This is a genomic window from Olsenella sp. kh2p3, assembly GCA_900119625.1.
In the GTDB taxonomy this organism is placed as follows: Bacteria; Actinomycetota; Coriobacteriia; order Coriobacteriales; family Atopobiaceae; genus Tractidigestivibacter.
Window position 1 is genome coordinate 245,326 of record FPKD01000002.1, and the last position, 22,159, is coordinate 267,484.

The 22,159-nt window shown below is 62.2% G+C and carries 23 protein-coding genes; 9 read left to right on the forward strand and 14 right to left on the reverse strand.

Translation table 11 applies throughout. The features are described from left to right. Positions 1-129 precede the first annotated feature (129 nt). Positions 130-1,212, forward strand: coding sequence for a phosphate acetyltransferase (gene pta, locus BT122_RS04510; protein ID WP_286130305.1), 1,083 nt, complete (start codon positions 130-132; stop codon positions 1,210-1,212). 241 nt (positions 1,213-1,453) lie between these two features. Here pta and BT122_RS04515 read toward each other — a convergent pair whose 3' ends face one another. From BT122_RS04515 to pckA, 5 genes are all read right to left on the reverse strand, one after another. Then, positions 1,454-2,551, reverse strand: a complete 1,098-nt coding sequence (locus BT122_RS04515) for an ABC transporter substrate-binding protein (RefSeq protein ID WP_201783919.1) — start codon at positions 2,549-2,551, stop codon at positions 1,454-1,456. A gap of 13 nt (positions 2,552-2,564) precedes the next feature. Then, on the reverse strand, positions 2,565-3,503 hold the full coding sequence (locus BT122_RS04520) for an ABC transporter ATP-binding protein (RefSeq protein ID WP_070807562.1): 939 nt from the start codon (positions 3,501-3,503) through the stop codon (positions 2,565-2,567). 1 nt (position 3,504) lies between these two features. After that, positions 3,505-5,142, reverse strand: a complete 1,638-nt coding sequence (locus tag BT122_RS04525) for an ABC transporter permease (protein WP_059054561.1) — start codon at positions 5,140-5,142, stop codon at positions 3,505-3,507. After that, positions 5,139-6,362: a glycosyltransferase gene (locus tag BT122_RS04530; RefSeq protein ID WP_059054564.1), complete on the reverse strand. Its 1,224-nt coding sequence runs from the start codon at positions 6,360-6,362 to the stop codon at positions 5,139-5,141. The genes BT122_RS04525 and BT122_RS04530 overlap by 4 nt, the downstream gene beginning before the upstream one ends. 666 nt (positions 6,363-7,028) lie before the next feature. Then, positions 7,029-8,630 (reverse strand): phosphoenolpyruvate carboxykinase (ATP), encoded by a 1,602-nt coding sequence (pckA, locus tag BT122_RS04535; RefSeq protein WP_072354779.1) that lies wholly within the window; start codon positions 8,628-8,630, stop codon positions 7,029-7,031. A 345-nt stretch (positions 8,631-8,975) separates the two neighbouring features. Between pckA and BT122_RS04540 the strand changes: the two genes are divergently transcribed. After that, positions 8,976-9,860 (forward strand): aldose 1-epimerase family protein, encoded by an 885-nt coding sequence (locus tag BT122_RS04540; RefSeq protein WP_072354780.1) that lies wholly within the window; start codon positions 8,976-8,978, stop codon positions 9,858-9,860. A 103-nt stretch (positions 9,861-9,963) separates the two neighbouring features. Here BT122_RS04540 and BT122_RS04545 read toward each other — a convergent pair whose 3' ends face one another. The 7 genes from BT122_RS04545 to rnd form a co-directional block, all read right to left on the reverse strand. Next, a complete protein-coding gene (locus tag BT122_RS04545) occupies positions 9,964-11,145 on the reverse strand; it encodes an acetate/propionate family kinase (RefSeq protein WP_059054570.1) in 1,182 nt (393 codons plus the stop codon). 128 nt (positions 11,146-11,273) lie between these two features. After that, positions 11,274-11,693 (reverse strand): C-GCAxxG-C-C family protein, encoded by a 420-nt coding sequence (locus tag BT122_RS04550; protein ID WP_235810776.1) that lies wholly within the window; start codon positions 11,691-11,693, stop codon positions 11,274-11,276. 1 nt (position 11,694) lies between these two features. After that, the gene (locus tag BT122_RS04555; protein ID WP_072354781.1) at positions 11,695-12,042 is read right to left on the reverse strand and encodes a histidine triad nucleotide-binding protein; all 348 of its coding nucleotides are present in this window, start codon (positions 12,040-12,042) and stop codon (positions 11,695-11,697) included. A gap of 107 nt (positions 12,043-12,149) precedes the next feature. Beyond that, positions 12,150-12,431, reverse strand: coding sequence for an exodeoxyribonuclease VII small subunit (xseB, locus tag BT122_RS04560; protein ID WP_072354782.1), 282 nt, complete (start codon positions 12,429-12,431; stop codon positions 12,150-12,152). A 61-nt stretch (positions 12,432-12,492) separates the two neighbouring features. Beyond that, a complete protein-coding gene (gene xseA / locus BT122_RS04565; protein ID WP_072354783.1) occupies positions 12,493-13,851 on the reverse strand; it encodes an exodeoxyribonuclease VII large subunit in 1,359 nt (452 codons plus the stop codon). Positions 13,852-13,854: 3 nt separating this feature from the next. Continuing rightward, entirely contained in the window at positions 13,855-14,550 is a 696-nt protein-coding gene (locus tag BT122_RS04570) for a zinc metallopeptidase (protein ID WP_072354784.1), read from the reverse strand. Positions 14,551-14,685: 135 nt separating this feature from the next. Next, on the reverse strand, positions 14,686-15,816 hold the full coding sequence (rnd, locus tag BT122_RS04575; RefSeq protein WP_072354785.1) for a ribonuclease D: 1,131 nt from the start codon (positions 15,814-15,816) through the stop codon (positions 14,686-14,688). 133 nt (positions 15,817-15,949) lie between these two features. Between rnd and BT122_RS04580 the strand changes: the two genes are divergently transcribed. After that, positions 15,950-16,924, forward strand: coding sequence for a diacylglycerol/lipid kinase family protein (locus tag BT122_RS04580; protein WP_072354786.1), 975 nt, complete (start codon positions 15,950-15,952; stop codon positions 16,922-16,924). Between the two features lie 9 nt (positions 16,925-16,933). Here BT122_RS04580 and BT122_RS04585 read toward each other — a convergent pair whose 3' ends face one another. Together BT122_RS04585 and BT122_RS04590 are read right to left on the reverse strand one after the other, a co-directional pair. Then, complete coding sequence (locus BT122_RS04585; protein ID WP_072354787.1) at positions 16,934-18,004, reverse strand: Gfo/Idh/MocA family protein; 1,071 nt, start codon at positions 18,002-18,004, stop codon at positions 16,934-16,936. A 114-nt stretch (positions 18,005-18,118) separates the two neighbouring features. Further along, positions 18,119-18,745 carry a TetR/AcrR family transcriptional regulator gene (locus tag BT122_RS04590; RefSeq protein WP_072354788.1) on the reverse strand — a complete coding sequence of 209 codons (627 nt, stop codon included), beginning with the start codon at positions 18,743-18,745 and terminating at the stop codon, positions 18,119-18,121. Positions 18,746-18,859: 114 nt separating this feature from the next. On the opposite strand from BT122_RS04590, the gene BT122_RS04595 reads away from it, so the two are divergent. From BT122_RS04595 to thyA, 6 genes are read left to right on the forward strand one after another with little or no spacing between them, the layout of a single operon-like run. Continuing rightward, positions 18,860-19,360 (forward strand): HD domain-containing protein, encoded by a 501-nt coding sequence (locus BT122_RS04595; protein WP_201783920.1) that lies wholly within the window; start codon positions 18,860-18,862, stop codon positions 19,358-19,360. Beyond that, positions 19,354-19,953, forward strand: coding sequence for a putative ABC transporter permease (locus BT122_RS04600; protein WP_059054592.1), 600 nt, complete (start codon positions 19,354-19,356; stop codon positions 19,951-19,953). Before BT122_RS04595 ends, BT122_RS04600 begins: the two co-directional genes overlap by 7 nt. 49 nt (positions 19,954-20,002) lie before the next feature. Further along, positions 20,003-20,587, forward strand: coding sequence for an acyl-[acyl-carrier-protein] thioesterase (locus BT122_RS04605; protein WP_083432304.1), 585 nt, complete (start codon positions 20,003-20,005; stop codon positions 20,585-20,587). Continuing rightward, positions 20,532-20,726: a hypothetical protein gene (locus BT122_RS10840; protein ID WP_143189973.1), complete on the forward strand. Its 195-nt coding sequence runs from the start codon at positions 20,532-20,534 to the stop codon at positions 20,724-20,726. The genes BT122_RS04605 and BT122_RS10840 overlap by 56 nt, the downstream gene beginning before the upstream one ends. Beyond that, positions 20,723-21,163 carry a (deoxy)nucleoside triphosphate pyrophosphohydrolase gene (locus tag BT122_RS04610; protein ID WP_059054596.1) on the forward strand — a complete coding sequence of 147 codons (441 nt, stop codon included), beginning with the start codon at positions 20,723-20,725 and terminating at the stop codon, positions 21,161-21,163. Before BT122_RS10840 ends, BT122_RS04610 begins: the two co-directional genes overlap by 4 nt. A 41-nt stretch (positions 21,164-21,204) precedes the next feature. Further along, complete coding sequence (gene thyA, locus BT122_RS04615; protein WP_072354789.1) at positions 21,205-22,053, forward strand: thymidylate synthase; 849 nt, start codon at positions 21,205-21,207, stop codon at positions 22,051-22,053. Positions 22,054-22,159: the final 106 nt, after the last annotated feature.

Here is a 22,159-nt window from a genome sequence, read left to right on the forward strand (position 1 = left end):
CGCCCCGTGGGGCCCCGATACCTCGGACCGCGAAGCGCGGCCAAAAAGAATCGAGTGTGTGCGCAGGGCGCAACGCATCTCGATCTGGCTGTTGATTTTAACACTCGCTCCTATAATGGGTAACGACCCATGCGGCTGGCCGGGCACGGTCTCACAATCTACAGGCCAAGGCCCGCGAACGGACCGCACAAGGGGTATAAGCGGCACACCACAAGACAAGAGGGAGCAGCATCGATGAGTGAGTTTCTTGACCGCATGAAGACCGCCGCCAAGGCCGACAGGAAGAAGATCGTCCTTCCCGAGGGCGAGGATCCGCGCACCATTGCGGCCGCCCGCCAGATTGTGGACGAAGGCATCGCCGACCTTGTCATCCTTGGCGACCCTGCCAAGATCGACGTCCCCGGCGTCACCGTGATCGACCCGCGCACTGCTGAGAGGCACGACGAGTACGCTGCCGCCTTCGCCGAGCTGCGCAAGAAGAAGGGCGTCACGCTGCCCGAGGCCATGGAGCAGATGAACGACGCCACCTACTTTGGCACCATGATGGTCAAGATGGGCGACGCTGACGGCCTGGTCTCCGGCGCCTGCCACTCGACCGCCAACACGCTGCGACCCGCGCTCCAGATCCTGAAGACCGCCCCCGGAACCAAGCTCGTCTCGGCGTTCTTTATTATGTGCACCGACAAGGCAGAGTACGGCGAGAACGGCACGCTGCTCTTTGCTGACTGCGGCCTCAACATCAACCCCACGGCCGACGAGCTCTCCGAGATTGCCATCGCCTCCGCGGGCTCTTGGAAGAAGTACATGAGCTCCGAGCCCAAGGTCGCCATGCTCTCCTTCTCCACCATGGGCTCCGCCAAGGGCGACGTGCCCACCAAGGTCCAGGAGGCAACCGCCCTTGCGCACGAGAAGGCCCCCGAGCTCGCCGTCGACGGCGACCTGCAGCTTGACGCCGCCCTGGTGCCGAGCGTGGCCGAGCTCAAGGCTCCCGGTTCCACCGTTGCCGGTCACGCCAACGTGCTCGTGTTCCCCGACCTCGAGGCCGGAAACATCGGCTACAAGCTGGTCCAGCGCTTCGCCGGCGCCGAAGCCTACGGCCCGGTGCTCCAGGGCATCGCGAAGCCTGTCAACGACCTCTCGCGTGGCTGCTCCGCCGAGGACATCGTGGGCGTTGTTGCCATCACCGCCGTCCAGGCGCAGATGGCCGAGTAGGACATGTCTGTCGCTCGCCTAAAGAGCGCATAACCCTGCGGTTTTCTCGCCTAAAACCTCCCCCGCCCCTTCCGACCGTTCACCCTCACAGGTCAGAAGGGGCGGGGGTGCTCTTCATCTTGGTAGCTACACGACCGGTGCGCCATCCACGAGCTTTCGGTGCCCTACGGTCTCGTCGCTCGTTTTATGGGGCGCAAAAGCACACCGCGGGAACTGCCGGGAAGTCTGCCAAGGCAAAGGCCTACTTGCTGGAGACGACCTCCTTGCCGCTTGTGACCTCATCCCACCTGGCGAGCGTCGCATCGCGGTCGGACCCAAACCTGCTCAGATCCTCAGTCATGAGCTGCGATGGGTCAAAGTCAAGCTCGAGGCCGTCGATCGTAGGCAGCGCAAGCAGTATCGTTGACTTCTTGTCGATGTCAGCCAGAGCCCGGAGGTTCTCGTCAGACGAGAAGAACCACTGGATGAAGAGCTTGGCGTCCTCGGTGTCGTCCGCGTTGGCAAAGGCCGCAACCCCATCAGGAATGTAGGGCATGCCCTCCTCGGGGTAGACGATCTCGAGCGTACCGTCGGCCAGAATGTCATCGAGCGTATTGTCGATGTAGGTGATGCCAACAGCCGCCTCGCCTGCAGCCACGCGCGTGGAGGGGTCGCTGCCGCGCTTGGTGTAATATGGGATGTTCTCGTTAAGGGCCGTGAGGTACTCCCAGCCCTTGTCCTCTCCCATGGTCTGGAGGATGGCAGCAACGGCCGCGTAGTTCGTGCCCGAGACCGCAGGCGAGGACATCATGATCTCGCCCTTGTAGTCGGAACTCGCAAGGTCCGCCCAAGACGCTGGCTTCTCGGCGCCAATCTCGTCAAGGATGTCATTGTTCACGATGAAGCCGACGATGGTGGCACCCTTGGAGAACCAGTAGTTGTCCTCAGACTTGAAGCCTTCGGCAAACTCGGAGGCACGGTCGAAATCGACCCTCTCGAGAAGGCCGGAGTCAGCCGCGCTCATGAACGAGTCGATTCCGCCTCCAAACCAGAGGTCCGCCGCTGGCTTGCCCCCCTCGGCCTTGAGCTTGGAGAGAACCTCACCCGAAGACATCGAGATGTACTCGACGGGAGCACCCACCTCGGAGGTGAACTTATCAAAGAGCGCCTTGTAGCTCTCGCTCGTGCAGAGGACCTTGAGCGTCTTCCCCGAGGTGGACGTAAGCCCCTCGGTTGACGTGTCGGCCTTGTCCGGCTCGGCGGACCCTCCCCCGTTGCCCTGAGAACAGCCCGCAAGGCCAAGGAGGCTCGCCGCCCCGGCAATGCGAATGAATCCCCTTCTCGAAACGATGTTACTCACCTTGTCTCCCTCTCTATACGTCGATGGTCTGGTCTATGACAAAAGGCACTGTCGCACCCCTTGCGTAGCGTTGGTTTGCAGGAGCGCGAACGTACACGCGCGATTCCCCCACAAGCAGCTCATAGCGCCAATAGCCGCCAAGGTAGGTGGCATCCCCGACGACGCCCAGGACCCCGCCTTCCTTGCCAAGGGTCACCGCCTCGTCTCGGAAGAATCGCGTTCCGCCTGGCACGTCAAGTTCGTTTACGTGGCCGAGAAACCTTGCGCAGTAAAGGTCGGCGGGATGGTCGTATGCCTCGCGCGGGGTAGCCACTTGGAGGATCTTGCCATTGCGCATGATCGCCAACCTGTCCGCGAAGGACATGGCCTCCTCACGATCGTGTGTGACGAAGACCATCGTCACGCCGAACCGACGCTGGATTTGGCGTACCTCCTCGCGCATTCGGATGCGGAGGTTGGCGTCGAGGTTGCTAAACGGCTCGTCGAGAAGAAGCACCTTGGGCCCCAGAACGAGTGCCCTCGCAAGCGCGACACGCTGTTGTTGGCCACCCGATATGTCCTGGACACGGCTGGACGCGCATTCGGAAAGCCCTACGGCCTCGAGCATCTCCATCGCCCGTTGCTTGGCCTCGGCGCGCGTTGCGCCAGAAAAACGCACGCCATAGCCAACGTTTTCCACCACGCTCATGTGGGGGAAGAGCGCGTAGGACTGAAACACCGTTGCCGTTGGACGAATTTCGGGCGACATTCCGGTCACGTCCTGCCCATCGATGACCACCCTGCCGCCATCCGGAGCGAGAAACCCCCCAACCAGGCGGAGCGTCGTTGTCTTCCCGCAGCCGGATGCCCCGAGAAGGCACATGACTTCGCCCTTCTCGACGCTGAGGCAAAGGTCATCGATGACCTCGTGACTCCCAAAGGACTTGGAGAGGTGGGAAAGCTCAAGAAACATGCTAGCTCCTACGCTTGACGAGAAGGCGTCCGAAGGCCGCGCACACAAGGGACGTGATGGCCACCAGCGCGAGCGAGATCATGGCGGCTTCGCCGTACTTTCCGCCGGAGAGAGCATCGAATAGCTCGAATATCGCCGTCTTGTGGCCAGGGACTATGAGGAAGAGGACGGCTGCATAGGCCATCATTGAGCCCGTGAAGCCGTTGATGAGGCTCACGCCAAAGGCCGAGCGAAGGTTGGGGGCGAGGACGCCCCAAAGAACCGAGGTATCTGGTGCGCCCAGGTCCTTCGCCGCCATGTCAAGCTCGGGGGGCACCTGGGCAAGGGCGGCCGTGAAGGCCCTCGTTGAGATGGCGATCTCCTTGGCGGTAAGGACAGCAACGATGATCGTGGACGTTCCCACAAGCTCAAGCGGCGGACGGTTGAATGCAAGGATGTAGCCCAAGCCAAGGCAGATGCCTGGGATCGTATAGGGAAGCGAAGTCAGGAAGTCGAGCAGAAAGCTTCCGGCAACACGGCGCCTGTGCACGAAGTAGGCGGCGAGAAGCCCGATCAACGTTGATGCGCCAGCGCTAAGCAGGGCATAGAGGATGCTTCGGCCGATTGCGTCGACGTTGTACTCCATGAGGTGAGTGAGGTTGTCCAAGGTGAGCGGCGCAGACCACCCCATGCCCTTGGTGAACGCGGCATGGACTATCGTCGCGTAGACGGCCACGATGGCAGACGAGAATGCCGCCGTCACAACGTGGGCGAAGACCCCGAGCGCGCCCCGAAGTCTGAAGCCCGCCTCGTCGTCGGCCGGCCGGACGGACGCCCCCAAGGACTTAGACGCCACATCGAGGGTCGACCCAAGCCGACGGTATGCGATGAAGGCGACAAAGGAGGCAGCAAAGAGCACGAGGTTCAGCACGGCCGCCGCACCAAGGTCAGAGTAGCCAACGACGCGCACGTAAATCTGGGTAGAGATGGTCTCGAACTTGCCACCGATGACCACGGGCGTGGCGTAGTCGGCAATCGAGCGCACGAACGTGAGCAGCAGGCACACCGCGACGCCCGGCCTCAGGAGCGGAAGGATGATGTCCGCGAACACGCGACGCATGGGCGCGCCAAGGTCAAGCGCAGCGCTCACGGCGCTCTTGTCAACGCGTTCGAGCACGCTGTCAAGCAGGATGACGTTGATGCCGGTGAAGAAGAGCGCCTCCATGAAGACTATGCCCTGCCAGCCATACGGGCTCACGGAAAGGCCAAGGAGCCCGTGTGTCACGAGCCCCCTTCGGCCAAAGAGCTCGATGTAGGCAAGAGACGCCACAAAAGGAGGAGAGGCCAGGCTCAGCGTGACAAGCCCCGTCACCAAGCTCGCCCAGCCTCGCCGGCCAAACGTAACGACAAGGGCGACTGCCAGCGCAATGGCACACGAGAGAAGGCTTACCAGCACGGCAACGAAGACGCTGTTGAGTATGGCCCCAGAGTTCTGGGTAAGAACCTCGAGCATGTTGGGCGCAGAGCCGGAAAAGGGCAGTGCCTGCCAGACAAACGACCCTATGGGCCAGACAACGAACACGGCGCAAAAGGCGGCAAGGACAAAAAGAAGGGCAAAGTCCAGGGCACTTCCGCACCTACGGCGAATAGTGCTTCTCACGCTATGTCTGCCTCCCTCAGGCACATGAGCATGCGCGAGACGACCTTGTCCCATGACGCATGGGTCACGTCAAAGCTTGGCTGCGGCGTCACCAATGAGTGGACGATGGCATCCGCGAGACGCCTCTCGAACGCCGGCAGACTGCCTGGGTCTGGCGTATCCACATCGAGCATGGCAGGAGGCTCAACCCATTGGATGGGGTTTCCGGGGAGAACGTCCCCCATACCCTCCCTCACACCGGGAAGCGCCGTCATGACGACCTTGTCGCCGCAGGCCAAGGCCTCGATGCCCACAAGGGGCAGCCCCTCGTAGAAAGAGGGCAGCACAAATACGTCGCTCGAACGATAGATTCTCACAAGCTCCTCAGTGGGGACGCGACCCGCCATTCTCACCGGCCAGGCAGTGGCAGCCCCAACCTTCGCAGCTATGCGACGGTAGTCCTGGGAGGCGGGGTCATGGCCGCCTACCAGCACGAGCTCCAGGCTCCTCCCGCCGATTGCGGCTGGGGAGATGAGGTCCATCGCAGAGAGGAGCGATTCCACGCCCTTCTTAAAGCTGACCTTGCCCACGAAGCAAATCCTGCCAGCCTGCCGGGGGACGCGCGGACCTTCCTGGTTGAAGACGCAGGAATTGTAGCCCGTTCCTGTCACATGGACTCGCAAGGGATCAATCCCGTAGACGCGCACGACCTCCTCGGCTTGAGCGCGATGGAGGCAGAACACCGCATCCGCGCACCGCATGGCAGAGATGATGCGTGGACGCTCGAGGTCGTGGGTCGCCATCTGCCTAAGGTCGGTCGAATGGCATATCACGGCAACGGGGATTCCCTTGATTTGCTCGCGCACAATTGAGGAAAGCAGATACAGGTGATGGCAGAGCACGACATCGGGGGCAAAATCCGCAAGGGCGCGCTCGAGTGCAGCAAGGAACGCGGCCTCGAACCGTGTTTCCATGGCAGGGGTGAGGTCGCGGTAGCGCGTGGCGGAATAGGGCATCTCATCTGACATGCCGCACACATGGAACGGCAGCTCCGGGGTCATAAACCGCACGGGAAACACGGCCGTCTGCCCCGGTAGCGCAGACGTTTGGTCGCCATCGTCAATGCCGCAGATCACGGCCGTCTCGTAGCCCAGCTCAACCTGCGAGGCCACGGTCTGCGCGAGGAAGGTGCCACTGCCTGTGCCATCCGGCTTCTGAGCGCTGACATTGAGGATTCTCAAGGATGGTACCTTCCAAAACCACGAAATGCCCTGGCCGTGAGGGCATCTAACATACTTACTTTATGTAAGCCTAACAAATTATTAGTCGTTATACAAGCTTGAGGATAACCCCTATTCGAAAGCGCCCAGGCACAAGCGATTGAACAGCAGGTGAGGATTCGTGGCTGCGGACTTCACCCAATAGCGGACAGCGTCCTAATTGCACTCATTCTGGGTAAGAGCATGTCCTGGGGCACCGAAGTGCCACCGCTATCTGCCGAAATGCCCCTCGGACGAGAGCATGACACCGAAAGGTGGGTCCCGACGTCTTTCCCCGCAAGACGCGCCCATCGGCGCAAAAGATGGAGCCGGAGCGAGGTACTTGTCCGCCATTGCCCTTCTCGTCCGATACACATTCGTGAACGAATCTGTGACGCGCCCAGGTCGATACACATTCGGGTGACGAATGTGTATCGACCTCCCAACCCTCCCCTGGGATGGGATTCGTTTACCGGGCAACGGGATTCCATTTCCGGATGGCAATAGCCCGCGCTGTCGTAATTGCGTGCATGAAATGCCCTCCGGCGTCGAACTGGCGCAGGAGGGCACTCTTCGGAGCAATTTTTTCACGAGGAAGGGCAATCAGGCGTCAGTGCAGAGACGTCAGGGCGTAAAGGCGAGACCCCCTTACTTCCCCAGCGGCCGCGGACCGGCGGCACGAACCTCGGAAGTCATCGACTGCAGGCGCTTCTCGGCGTTCTCAACGAACATCTGCGCGAGCTTCTCGGCAGTGGCGTCGTAGGCGTCCTTGTCCGCCCATGTGCTGCGCGGGTTAAGCAACTCGTCGGGCACGCCGGGACAGCTCGTGGGCACGTCGAGGTTGAAGCGCTCGTCGTGCACGAACTCGGAGTCGTCGATGATGCCGGACTGCGCGGCTTCAACCATCTTGCGCGTGTACTTGAGCTTGATGCGGCTGCCGGTGCCGTAAGAGCCGCCGGACCAACCGGTGTTGATGAGGTAGACACGCGTACCGTTGTGCTCGATCTTCTCGCCGAGCATCTTTGCGTAGACCATGGGGTCAAGCGGCATGAACGGCTCGCCAAAAAGCGAGGAGAATGTAGGCGTGGGCTCCTTGATGCCGCGCTCGGTGCCGGCGACCTTGGAGGTGAAGCCGGTCATGAAGTGGTACATGGCGGCATTCTCGTCCAGCTTGGAGATGGGGGGAAGCACGCCAAAGGCGTCTGCCGTGAGGAAAATCACAACGTCGGGCGTACGCTTAGCGCGGCCCTTGACCACGGCGTTGTCAATGAACTCGACCGGGTACGCAACGCGGCCGTTCTCGGTGAGCGAGTCGTCGTCGTAGTCTGCCACGCGACTGTTGGGGTCGAGCACAACGTTCTCGCAAAGCGAGCCAAAGCGGATGGCGTGCCAGATCTGGGGCTCGGTCTCCTCGGAGATGCGGATGGTCTTGGCGTAGCAGCCGCCCTCAATGTTGAAGACGGAATCCTTGGCCCAGCCGTGCTCGTCGTCGCCAATGAGCAGGCGTCCCTCGGCGGCAGATAGCGTGGTCTTGCCGGTGCCGGAGAGGCCAAAGAAGACCGTGGTGCCGTGCGACTGCGGGTTCATGTTGCAGGAGCAGTGCATGGTGAGCACGTTCTCCTCAACGGGAAGCAGGTAATTCATGACCGAGAAGATAGACTTCTTGATCTCGCCAGAGTACTGGGTGCCGGCGATGAGAACCACACGCTCCTTGAAGTTGATGATGACGGCAGCCTCGGAGTGGGTGTGGTGCACTGCCGGGTCGAGCTTGAGGCCAGGGCACGCCATGACCACGAAGTCTGCGCGGCCGTAGTTGGCGAGCTCCTCCTCCGTGGGGCGCACGAGCATCTGGTGCGCAAAGAGCGCCTGGCTGGCAAGCTCAGTCAGGACCAGGATTTTGCGAGAGTAGCGCCTGTCGGCACCAGCGATGCCGTGGACCATGAAGATGCGGCGCTCAGAGAGATACGAGATGACCTCGTCGTGGACAAGCTGGTAGTCCTCCTCGGAGAAGGGCACGTTCACGTTACCCCAAGCGATCTTGTCGTGGACGTCAGGGGTATCCACGATGAAGCGATCCTTAGGCGAGCGGCCCGTGTACTTGCCCGTGGTGACCGCGAGCGCACCCGTGCTGGTGAGAATGCCCTCGCCGCGCGAGACGGCCTTCTCAATCAGGCGAGCAGGCGACGGGTCTATCGCCGTCCTGTCATCGGTGTGGTGAATCCCATACTGCTCAAGTTCCTCAACTACCATGCAGACCTCCTAGGTGCAGCTTACGTGCGCCGAACAAAGACAAGCATGCGAGCGGTGGCGCAAAACGGGCGCTCACCGTGTGGGATTGGCAGGAGCCCAGAAGTTAGCTCCGGGAACCGCGCCCCGAGGGTTGATTCTACCCGTACCTTTGGTGGAGTGACTATTTGTTAACAATCGCGGCACCTTGTCGAATCCTTGATGAACTTCTGCCCCTTCTGGCCGGATATGTCGAAATGATCCCGTCAGGGGGTGGGCACTGTCCAATTTTGGGAATAGACAGAGCAGGCACCTGAGGTGCTCCGGCCAGGCACCCGCCTGGGACGTAAGCGACGTTTGGGGGAAGAGATGTCGATCACGACCACAATACGCAAGGGCGCACTCGAGGCCTCGATAGACTCACAAGGCGCGCAGCTCATGAGCCTCAAGCTCAATGGCAATGAATACCTCTGGCAGGGAGACGAGAAGTTCTGGCCGAGAAGGGCACCCATCCTCTTCCCCATCGTGGGTTGCCTGCGCAACAACTTCGCCAAGAGTGCTGCCGGTGAGGTTCGCCTTGGTCGCCATGGCCTGGCAAGAAACTACGAGCACCGCATCGTCGAGAAGACCGAAGACTCCGTGACTTTCGAACTTGAGAGTACGCCAGAGACCCTGCGCGCCTACCCCTACGCCTTCCGGCTCAACATGACCTATGCGGTCGACGGGGAGCGCATGATCCAGCGCTTTACCGTCACCAACACCGGCGACGAGATCATGCCCTTCACACTTGGTGGCCACCCAGCGTTCAACGTGCCAGCACCAGACACCGACGGTGAGTTGTTCGATGACTACGAGCTGCGCTTCACGCGCCCCTGGACTGCCGTCTCCCCCAGCATCGACACAAACGGCCTCTGCGACTTTGACAAGACCAACACGCTCTTCGAGGATGCAGACGCGCTGCCCCTCTCGCACGAGCTCTTCGACAAGTACCTCACCCTCACGTTCCAGGACGTTCCCGGGCGCACAGTCACGCTCTTGGGCACCAAGAGCGGCCACGGCGTCGAGCTTGACTTCGACGACTTCCCCTACCTTGGCGTGTGGTCGGCGCCCGGCGCGCCCTTTGTTGCCATCGAGCCTTGGCGCGGCGTTGCCACCTGTCACGACGAGTCGGACATCTTCGAGGAGAAGCGCGGCATGGAGTCGCTCGACCTGGGCGAGAAGGTCTCCTACGAGTTCTCGGTGTCGCCGTTCTAGGAGCGCGACGGTTCCGTGCGTCACCGCAAACAGCACCGCAAAAAAGGCCGCCTGGGAACCAGTCCCAGGCGGCCTTCTCGTTGCACCAATACGTTAAGCGGCACTACTTAGAGAGTAGCTCCTCGACATCGAGGGCAATCATGTACTCCTCGTTGGTGGGGACGACAAGGACCTTCACCTTGGAGTCCGGCGTGGAGATGACGCGCGGCTCGTCGGAGCGGACCTCGTTGGCCTTCTCGTCGATCTTGACGCCCAGCCACTCGAGCTCCTTGGCCACACCCAGACGCATCTCGGCGGAGTTCTCGCCAATACCCGCGGAGAAAGCCATGGTGTCAAAGCCGTGCATGGACTGCGCCATCTCGGCGATGAGCTGAGAGGTGCGGTAGTAGAACATGTCGAGCGCCATCTGGCAGTTCTTGTCGCCCTTCTCGGCACCAGCCTCGATGTCGCGGGAGTCGGAGGAAACGCCGGAGAGCGCAAGCAGGCCGGACTGCTTGTTCATCATGGTGTCGACCTCGTCGATGGTGTAGCCGCCCTCGCGCACAAGGTAGCAGACGGTGGCAGGGTCGATGGTGCCACAGCGGGTTCCCATGATGAGGCCGTCGAGCGGCGTGAGGCCCATGGTGGTGTCCATGTCGTGCCCATCCTGGATGGCGGCAAGAGAGGCGCCGGAGCCAAGGTGGCAGGAGACGAGCTTGTGAACGTCACCGTTGAGGAACTGGCTGGTGGTGCGCCAGATGTAGCGGTGAGAAGTGCCATGCGCGCCGTACTTGCGGATATGCAGCTTGTCCACGACGTCGCGCGGGAGGGCGTAGCGCCATGCCTTCTCGGGGATGTTGTAGTGGAACGAGGTGTCGGCCACGATCACGTTGCCGATGGAGGGGAACATCTCGCGGCAGATCTGGATGACGTCCGCCTCGGCGTAGTTGTGCAGCGGCGCAAGCGGCGCGACCTCTCGGACCCAGCCCAGGGTCTCGTCGGTCACGACCTTCGACTCGGGGAAGTACCAGCCGCCCTGAACGACGCGGTGGCCAATGCCCTCGATCTTTGCGGTGTCAAAGCCTGCCTCGTCAAGAATCTGGAAGACGTACTTCACGGCAGTCTTGTGGTCGGGCAGGGCCACCTCGAGCTTCTTCTTCTCGCCGCCGCGCTCCTCGTGGCCAACAAATGACCCATCGATGCCGATGCGCTCGCAGTTGCCCTTTGCGTAGACCTCGCGAGTCTTGGTGTCGAGCAACTGGTACTTAAGAGACGAGCTGCCGGCGTTGATGACAAGAACGTTCATGAATCTCCTCTCGAAGGGTGCGATGCCCCAAATGCACACGCAACAAGGGCCATGATAGCGCCGCGCGGGCTCGTTGCCACCCAAATGGCAGCGAACCCGCGCGGAAGGCGCAGAAAACCCTGTGACGTTTAGGCGACTTTGCCCGAGAAGAGCGTCTTCTCAACCAGGTCGCAGGCTATCTCGATGCAGCGCGGGCAGGGGGTGAGAACAACACCCGTCTCGCGGCCCTTGAGGTCATGGCACGCCGTGGCACCGGCCTCACGCCCGAACTCCGCCACCATCTGGCGGGAGAGCGCGTAGGTCGAACCCTTGCTCGTGGGGTGTGCGAGGTCACCCGTGCTGTTGACAAGGCCAGCCAGCATGCAAGCGCCTGACAGCGCGCCGCAGGTGCCCTCCATGCCTCCCATGCCAAGTCCCAAGCCCTCGCACGCCCTGAAGAGCGTGGTCTCGTCCATGCCTACCAGGTCTGCATAGGTGCAGACGACGGCCTGCGCGCAGTTGTAGCCCCGGGCGTGACGCTCGGCGGCAAGCTCGCTTCTGGGCTCCACGCTACTTCCCCTCCCCTGCGGTGGGATCGAGCTTCCGGCCGCCAAGCACATGGACGTGCAGGTGGTGCACGGACTGGCCGCCGTCGTCGCCGGTATTGGTGATGCAGCGGAAACCGGTCTTGTCAATGCCCGTCTGCTCCGCGACGACCTTCACCGCGTGCGCAATGGCGGCAAGCGTCTCGGCGGGAACGTTGTCGGTGATGTTCTCGTAGTGCTTCTTGGGAACCACGAGCACGTGAGTGGGCGTGAGCGGGTTGATATCGGGGAAGGCGACCACAAGATCATCCTCGTACAGGAAGTTGGTGGGAATCTCGCCGTTCGCGATCTTGCAGAAGAGGCAGTCTGACATTTCTTACTCCTTATCTCGTCCCATGTGTGCGGGATTTTTATACCAGGTAACGGAATCCCACTAGGTAACGGAATCCCACTGCCGGGTAAATCAATCCCGTCGTGAGTCTACTCGTCAAGATAGGCCGTGGAGGGCGCCGCAGTGGTATCGGTAACGGGGGCGTCCTCGTCGGTGGCGTCGAGAAGCACGCGCACCTTCTGCTCTGCGTTGGCAAGGCGCTCGCGCAGGCTCTTCAGGAGCTCCACACCCCTGCTGTAGCGCTCAAGCGACTCCTCGAGCTCAAGGTCGCCCGCCTCGAGCGAGCGCACGATCTGCTCAAGCTCGACGGAGGCCTCCTTGAAGCTGAGATCCTCAACCTTCCTCGTGTCCTTGGTGGCGTCGTCTGCCATCTTTGTCTCCCTTCCTCGCGGCAAAGCCGCGTGTTCGCGTTGAATCGTGTGCCGAGAAGCCCTATGACGCAGTCTCGCCCACGCTGGTCACCGTAGCCCCAAGTTCCCCCTGGCCAAGGAGGATGGAGATGCTCTCACCCACTTCTACCTGGGACGTGCTAGAAAGCACGTGTCCCTCGGCGTCGCGGGCAAGGGCATAGCCACGTCCCAAGACCTTGAGCGGAGAAAGAGCGTCAAGCGTTGCCGCATGGCGTGCCACGGACGTCTGGTACGGGCGCAAAAGACCTCTGCCCGCAACGGACAGCCGGTGCGCATCGCTCTCGACGCGCTCGCAAGACCGCGCAAGCGACTTGGGGATTGCGGCATGCAGTCTCTCCTCGGTGAGGTCAAGCGTACGAGCACGGTCCTCCAACGTGGCCATGGGGTCGGTGAGGCAGCGCCGTGACGCAAGAGAGTCCACATAGACCGAGAGGCGAGAGAGGCTCGCTTCCATGGAACGCGCAGCCCTCTCGCCAAGGGCGTCCACGGCGTTTGTGTCTGCGTGCAGCGTTGCAGCCATGGCGTTGCCCAGGCGAACGCCGCGCTGGTTGATGAGGGTCTCAATCTCGTTCATGGCAGGCGCCACAGACTCCGCCGCCGCCGTGGGCGTGGAACAGCGCCTGTCAGAGACCATGTCGCAGATCGACGTGTCCGGCTCATGGCCAATGCCCGTGATCACGGGAACGGGGCAGGCCGCAACGGCGCGGGCGAGCTGCTCGTCGTTGAAGCACATGAGGTCCTCGAAGGAGCCACCGCCGCGCACCAGCAGGATTGCGTCCGGCCGCGAGGCGGCGGCAACCTCAAGCGCGCGGATGATGGTTGCCGGAGCATGCTTTCCCTGCACGGCACAACCGACGGCATCTATCTGGACCAGCGGATTTCTTCTCCGCAACGTGCGTTTGACGTCCTCAATCACGCTACCGGAAAGCGACGTGACAACGCAGACGCGCGTGCAGAAGGCAGGGATGTGCCGCTTGCGGGCGGGGTCCAAGAGCCCCTCGCGCTCCAGCTTGCGCGCAAGCTCCGCAACCTGCTGGCGGAGAAGCCCCTCCCCCGCCACCGTGATGTGCTTGGCGACAAACGAGAGCTTGCCCGTGTTCTGGTAGACGTCGAAGGCGCCCGACATCTGGATCTGAAGGCCATCGCGAAGCTGCGTGCCCGAGGTCTCGACAAAGTCGCGGTAGACGCCGCGCCAGGCGATGGTAGACATGGATGCAGTGGCATCCTTGACCTCGAAGTAGCAGTGCCCCGAGCGGGCATTGGGCCCACGAAAGCCGCTCACCTCACCCATGACCACCAGCGTGGGAATCTGAGCAACCTGGCCCTTTGCCACCTGAACCGCCTCGGTCACCGAGAGCGGCTCCTCCTTGGTGCCCGCCATGGGCTAATCCCTCCTATCGGTGCGGCCCATGAGGTAGAGCAGCTGCACCACCGAGACGAGCGCCGCGGCAACGTAGGTGAGCGCCGCTGCCGTGAGCACCTCCTTGGCACCCTGGCGGTCTATCCCCTGGCCGTGCGTCTCGAGGAACTGCACGGCGCGCCTCGAGGCGTTAATCTCTACCGGAAGCGTGACCAGCTGGAAGATGACCGAGAAGGCAAAAAGCACGATGGCAATGCGCACGAGGCCCACGGCGTTCATGAAGACGCCGGCGAGAAACACCAGCATCCAGACGTTCTGCGAGAAGTTGACCACCGGCACGAGTGCCGTACGCACGCGCATGGGGGCATAGTCCTTGGCGCGCTGCACGGCATGACCCGCCTCGTGGCAGGCCACGGCAACGGAGGCAACGGAGCCGCCACGCATGTTCTCCTCGGAGAGGTGCAGGTTGTTGTCACGGGGGTCGTAGTAATCCGTGAGGTGCCCGGCAACCGAGGTGATCCCCACGCTCGATGCGCCACCCTCGTTGAGCATCTGGCGCGCAACGTCTGCGCCGGTGCCGTCAAAGGATGCGTCGACCTTGGACCAGCGCTCGTACTTTCGCTTGATGTAGGACTGGGTGATTAGACCCAAGAAGAGAGAGAGAATCACGATGCCGTAGTAGGCAAAATCGATCCCGTACCCATAGTAGTAATAGCCCATATAGGAAGCTCCAATCATTGGGGGCCGTGGGGCATATGTACCCAAGGCCGTCCGGCACCAACGATGATACAGAAGCCGCACGACACAAATAGCATGCGCAAGAAAGGCCTGATGCCGGTTCCTCTCGTCCCCGCCCTAGATGACCTCGATGCGACCATCGCGCACCGTAAGGCCAACGGAGCCCTCGAGCAGGCTCTCGAGCTGCTTGCCGGCCAGCTCGTGTCGCCAGCCGGTCGCAAGACGCGACTTAGAGCGGTCCTGCGCGAACTCCACCAGGTCATCCCTTGTGGCTATGAGCTGCGTGGCGATGCCGGACTTCTCAGAGACAATCCTCACCAGCGCAACCATGAGGTCCACCACGCTCTCCACCTCGGCGGAGGGATGGGCGTGGCGCTCCGGCTGTGGGCAGGCGGAACCGGGAACCTCCTCGCCGGCGTGGACGGCGTCGAGAAGGTCGCGCTCGTCCCTCTCGCTAAGCTGGTCGGTGCCGCGAATCTTGCGCAGCCGGTCGCGGCTGCGCGGCGCCCTCTTGCAGACCTCAACCACCACCTCGTCCGAGAGAACCCACTTGCGGGGCACGTCATGGCTTGCCGCCGTCTGCTCGCGCCACGCGCAGACCTCGCGCGCGATGGCAAGCTGCCGGCGCGTGAGGGAGCTCGAGCGCTTGAGTCTGAGATAGGCCTCTCGAGGGTCCCTGTGCATGTGGGAAGGGTCGGTCACCTCCGCCATCTCGGGCTGGACCCAGGCCAGACGGTCCTTCTCGACGAGCTGCTCCATCATGCGGTCGTAGATGGCAGGCAGATAGCGCACGTCATCCTCGGCGTAGGTGAGCTGCTCTGGGTCGAGCGGGCGGCGCGACCAATCCGTGAGGGACTCTGCCTTGGGAAGCCTCACGCCTGCGTAGGCCTCAACCAGCGAAGCGTAGCTCACCTGCTGGCGCATGCCCAGAAACGCGGCAGCGACCTGCGTGTCGAAGACCGAAGCGCAGGTCACGCCCATGCCGTCGAGAATGACCTCGAGGTCCTGCCCACAGGCGTGGAAGACCTTAGTGACCCGCTCGTCTGAAAAGATGTGCGCCAAGGGCGAGAGGTCCTCGATCAGGATGGGATCGATAGCACCAATCTCTGTGGGCGTACCAACCTGCACGAGGCAGAGCTTGGGATAGTAGGTCCTCTCGCGGAGGAACTCCGTGTCCACGGCAATGACGGGCTCGTTGCCAATTCGCTCGCAGAAGGCACTCAGTTCATCGCTTGTGGATATGTACACTCGACTCTCCCAGCTCAAAGGTGTTAGCCAAAGGCCCCAGCGTTGGGCTACCATGTGCATGTGGCCCGGCGGGGGGCCGGCGCCCGGAACATGATACATGCTATCCCTTGTTGGGGGACCGGGGAGGACCATCATGCGCAGCGTCATCATTCACAACCCCATGTCGGGGTTTGGCTCGGATGCCATATTCGAGTTCGAGCGGGCCCTCGTCCACGCTGGCGACGAGTGCACGTTCCGCGCGCTCGCACCGGACTTCGTTGCCGAGGAGGCTGTGGCAGACGCCGAAGACTTTGACGTCTGCGTGCTCTCCGGTGGTGACGGCTCCGTGACGGGGCTGCTCTACGCCTTGCGCAACCGCAACGTGCCCGTCTGCGTGTTTCCCTCGGGCACGGCGAACCTGCTCTTTGCGAACATTGGCAACGCGCCCGAGCCGGCAGCGCTGGCCCGGGCGTGCCGCGTTGGCCACACTGCCTGCATCGACCTCGGAGAGATCTCCTGGGAAGACGAGCAGGGCACCCAGCACGTGAAGGGCTTTGGGCTCATGTCTGGCACAGGCTTTGACGCCCAGCTCATGGAGGCGGCACTGCCCAACAAGGCCGCCATGGGACAGGCCGCCTACTTCGCCGCGGCATTCGCCAACCCACGGCCTACTGTCGAGGAGTTCACCATCATCGTGGACGGCCAAAAGTACCACCGTCGCGGTATCTCCTGCATGGTGGCAGACAATGCCATGATCCAGGGTGACATTCAGATTGTGCCTGACTGCCGCATGGACGACGGGCTTCTCGACGTTATTGTCATCGAGACGCAGGACGCAGCCCAGGTGCTGCGTCCTCTCTTCTCAGGCATTGTTGACAAGACGGGCAAGTCGATAGGCCGTCCGCACCTTGAAGCCTTCCGCGGCCATGAGATCACGGTGCACACCGAGGAACCCGTACCGCTCGAGGTCGATGGTGATGTAGTGAGCTCCGGCGTCACCGAGTACCACGCCAGGGTCCTTCCCGGGGTGTGCAACCTTGTGGTTGACAGCATGAGCTCGTACCAGCCAAGCTCGGACGCACCCGCCCGCTTTGCAGATGCTGACGAGATTGCGTTCCCCAAGGAGTAGCGCCCGCGCCTAGCCCTCGTCATCTGCCGGGAAGCGGACACCCGCCTGCGCGCGAACCTTGTCCATCACCTCGAGCGACGCCAGCGTGACGTCTGCCCACATATTCGCGTGCTCAATCGCCACGGCATCGCCGCTTGCCGCCTCGCAGAAGTCCGCCAGCTCGCAGACCATGTCGTTCTCGGGGTTCTCAACTCGCACCGTGCGCTCGGTGCCGCCCACGGTCCCCCATGTCATTCCACGGTCAACGTGCTCGACTATGCGGAGGTCATGCGGCTTAGTGATGTCCTGATAAATAAGGGTCCCCCGCTCGCCTTCCACCTGGCAGGGTGCCAGGTCATCCGAGACCTTGCCAAACGAGAGCGTCACGACCTTGTCGCCATAGCCAAGGAGAATGGCACCGGCAAGGTCCACCTTGCGGTACGGGGAATCGGCAGGCTCGCCAGGCACCTCGGTCAGCACCAGCGAAGCATTCACCGAAGTTGGGCGCTCGAAGAGTGCCATAGCGGGTTCCACGCAGTAGACGCCAATGTCCATGAGGCTGCCGCCGGAGAGTCGAGGGTCAAAGACATTGAGGCGCTCGCCCGCCCTTAGGCGCGAAATGCGCGACGTGACCTTAGAGAAGCCCATCTGGGCGAGACGCACGTCACCAAGCTGCGGAAGCGTCTCCACAACGGCCCGAAATCCCGGCGTGTGGATGGATCGCATTGCCTCCATGGCAACAACGCCCTGCTCGGAAGCCGCGTCGAACACGCGCTTGGCCTCGCGAGCATTGGAGGCGAAGGTCTTCTCGACAAGCACGTGCTTGCCGGCACGCACCAAGGCAAGCGCCTGAGGTGCGTGAGCTGCATTAGGGGAGCTGATGTAGACGGCATCGACGTCGGGGCAGGCGCACAGCTCATCGAGAGAATCGAAGGCAAGCTCTCCCCCATGCTCGTGCGCAAATGCACGGGCACGCGAGATGTCGCGCGAGTAGGCCCCCGCGTAGGAGGCACCCTCAAAGCCGGCAAGCGCATCGAGAAAGCGCTGGGCTATCCCGCTTGTGCCAATGGTTGCGATGCGTACCTTCTGCCCCTGGGTCATGGGACGCCCCTTTCGCCTGCCACCGCTCGGCGCGATCGCACCGCACAAGACAGCGCGACACGCATCTGATACAAGAGATTCTAGAGCAGAGAAGGCCGGGCGTTGGCGGAGGAGCTATGCGCAGTTAGTATCTCCGGTTGGAGTCATAGCCATAGAGCGCACGGCACCCAGGCACGAGCGCACCGACTGTATGACAGTCTGCGAAAGCTCATCCTCACTCATAGAACGCTCTCCAAATAGCCAACTTGCCAACAGCGAAACGATGCCACCAGAGGCAAAGTCGACGGCGCATGAAACTCGAGACGAGAGGGATGTGGAGAGCTGCGAGGATACGGCCGAGAGTCCGCCCAGGTGCCCGGAGAGCTCGCGCCTGAGACGCTCGGAGAGAAGCGTGCGGGCAGGCGTACGGGCGAGCGCGCCAAACGCCGTGGCACCGTCGGAAGCCAGGCCCTTGAGCTGGGAAAGCACCTTCGAGAGCCCGGCAGGGGTGCTCACGTCGCCGGACTTGACGATGCCCGAGACCTCGCTCACAGCATCGTTCTCTATCTCCTGAAGAACAGCGCGCACGCTTGGGTAGTGAGCATAGAAGGTCTTCTTGTTGATGAGAGCACGCTCGGCAACGTCCTTTGCGGTGATGTCCTGTGTGGGCTTCTCGGAGAGCAGCGAAACCACGGCGGCTCGTATGGCTGCCTGCGAGCGCTTTACGCGAAGGTCGATGTGTACCGTGGGCTGGGTGCCCATCTCACTCACTCCTCAAGAACGACGTGATGTTTACCATGCCCGTCATTTACTTCCCATAGTATACTTATTTCCAATATTGGAAATAAGTCGATTCTCCGGATTAGGGAGCCACGCGTGAATTCTACCCCAGATGAAATTCGTCAACGCTACGAGGAGCTGGCGGCGCCCACGCTTGCAGCCCCTCGCGTGGCGCTCATGGCAGGCTACGTGCAGCACGGCCAGACCACCACACTCGAGCACGTTGCTGCCGTAGCCTACCTAAGCCTGGCTCTGGTGAGAAAGCTTGACATCCGCTGCAACGAACGCGCGCTGGTGCGCGGGGCGCTACTCCACGACTACTATCTCTACGACTGGCATGACCACAACGCCGCTCCCGACGCGTGGCACGGTTTCACGCACCCACGCCATGCGCTGAGAAACGCCGAGGCAGACTTTCCCGACCTTACCCCGCTCGAACGAGACATCATCGCTCACCACATGTTCCCGCTCGTGCCCTCTCCCCCACGTCACGTGGAAGCCCTTGTGGTCTCGCTTGTCGACAAGGCCTGCTCGACGGTCGAGGTCTTCGCGCAACGCCCCTGGGCCACCACATCTGAGGGAGGTACCGCATGCTAGAACGCATCGTGGCGGTAATTGCCGCGCTCGCAACCATGAACGCGCCGGACCTTACGCCATGGGGCATCTCGATTCTCATGCTCTCGATGACAACGATATCCGTGGGAGGGTGGGTCTGGGAGACCGTGTACTGCTCGATTGTGGAGAGGCGCCCCGTGCGGCGCGGCTTTCTCTTTGGACCCGCATGCCCCATCTACGGCACCGGCGCAGTTGCTGTCTACGTTCTTCTCGGGCACCTGGAGAGCCCGCTGGCCGTGTTTGTTGCGGGTTCCATCCTTGCAACAGCCATCGAGTATGCCACGGGACACGTACTTGAGGAGCGCTTTGGGAGGCGCTGGTGGGACTACACGGGCTGGCCACTCAACTACCGTGGGATTGTTTGCCCCATAGCCTCGGCGGTCTTTGGCATCTTCTCGGTGCTGGTGGTCTTTGTCATCGAGCCACAGCTCATTGCCTTCTTCTCGTCGTGGGGAGAGTTCGCGTGCGAGGCAACCGCCACCACGTGCGCGCTGACCTTTGCAGCTGACACGGCTCTTTCTGTGATGGCACAGGACGCGGGCGCCGGCAGGCGGAGAATAACGCTTCGTCGCTAACCCGGATTGCTGTAAGGTGAGGGGGTTTACCTACCTTACCGGAGGCAGCATGTACTCATTCGACAGCAGGGTACGCTACAGCGAGTGCGACGAGAAGGGCGTGCTCGCCCTCGTCCCCATGATGAACTACCTTCAGGACTGCTCCACCTTCCAGTGCGAGGAGGTGGGTAGGGGCCTCAAAGAGCTCAATCGCGACCACCTTGGCTGGTTTGTGACCTCCTGGCTCATCCAGATCGACTCGCTCCCCCACTTCTGCGACACCATCACGACAAGCACCTGGTGCTATGCCATGAAGCGCCTACAGGCCGAACGCTGCTTCGAGATTCGCGGGGCAGACGGTACCACGCACGTGCGCGCAGACTCTCAGTGGTACATGTACGACTTCTCGCAGGAGCGCGTCATCAGCATCCCGCAGAGCGAGTCGGTCTTCCTTCAGGGAGACGAACGCCCGGCGGACCTGCCGCAGATCTCGCGCCACCTGAAGCCCCAGGGCGAGGGCACCGCAACCTCCCCCATCGTGATAACCGAGCAACACCTGGACACCAACCGTCACGTGAACAACGCGGAGTACGTGCGCTTTGCCCCTTCTCGCAGCCGGCGAGCTGGGGCACGCCATCGACCTTGTGCGCCTTGAGGTGCAGTACCGCACCATGGCACTCCTCGGCGACACCTTGACCCCCGTGGTCTATGGCGACGGCAACGACATCACCGTGAGCATCAACGGCGATGACGGCAAGGCCCGAGCCATCGTGAGGATGGAGGGCCGCGCATGACGGAGGAGACCGAGGTCGCGCTTCCCACGGTCCACGTGGCGGCAGCGATCATCCAGCGAGACGGGCTTATCCTGGCAGCTCGGCGCGCGCACGGCATGGACGGCTGGGAGTTTCCCGGCGGCAAGGTGGAGCCCAGCGAGACGAGCGAGGAGGCCTGCCGTCGAGAGATCACGGAGGAGCTTGGCTGCAAGCTTCAGGTGATGTGGCTTCTCGACACGCTGGCCTATGACTACCCTGAGTTCCACCTGGTCATGGACTGCTTCGTGTGCACGCTGGCACCGGGAGCAGAGCCCGTCGCAAAGCCCGGTGAGCACAAGGAGCTGCGGTGGCTTGGGCGCGACGGGCTTCTCGGCGTGGACTGGCTTCCGGCAGACAAAGGGCTCATCCAGACGCTGGGGACTGCCTGGGACCAGATAATTGAATCGGAGCCCCTGTAGGAAGACGAGCCCACACGCCACCACGCACGGGAGGGAGACCCATGAGCAAGGCAGACGACATCTTTGTCGACATGTGCACCGATATTCTTGAGAACGGCACCACCACCGAGGGCCAGAAGGTTCGTCCGCACTGGGAGGACGGCACGCCGGCCTACACCATCAAGCGCTTTGGCGTGTGCAATCGCTACGACCTGCGAGAGGAGTTCCCGGCCATCACGCTGAGGCGCACGGCGCTCAAGAGCTGCATGGACGAGGCCCTCTGGATCTACCAGCGCAAGTCCAACAACGTCCACGACCTCCACAGCCACATCTGGGACGAGTGGGCAGACGAGACGGGCTCCATTGGCAAGGCGTACGGCTACCAGGTGGGCAAGGTCTCCCACTACGCCGACGGCGACTATGACCAGATGGACCGCGTCCTCAAGGACCTGCGCGAGAACCCCTACTCACGCCGCATCATGACCAACCTCTACACGTTCTCGGACCTCTCCGAGATGCACCTGTATCCCTGTGCCTATAACGCCATCTACAACGTGACGCAGGAGCCTGGCGAGAGCCGACCCACGCTCAACATGCTCCTTGTCCAGCGCAGCCAGGACGTGCTTGCGGCAAACAACTGGAACGTGTGCCAATACGCCATCCTGCTCATGATGGTGGCGCAGGTCTCCAACATGAACGCGGGCGAGCTTGTGCACATGATCGCCGATGCCCACATCTACGACCGCCACGTGCCCATTATCCGCGAGCTTATCTCCCGCCCGCGCCACACGGCGCCCAAGGTAAGCCTCAACCCTGAGGTCACGGACTTCTACCAGTTCACGACCGATGACCTTATCGTCGAGGACTACGAGTGCGGCCCACAGGTCAAGAACATCCCAATCGCCATCTAGCTGCTGCCCCTATCCCGCCGACCCTGCTGGTTCCGCCGCCCCTGCTGGTTCCGCCGGCCCCTCGTTCTTTATCGGAATTTGAGAATTGATCTTCTCGCCAACTGGG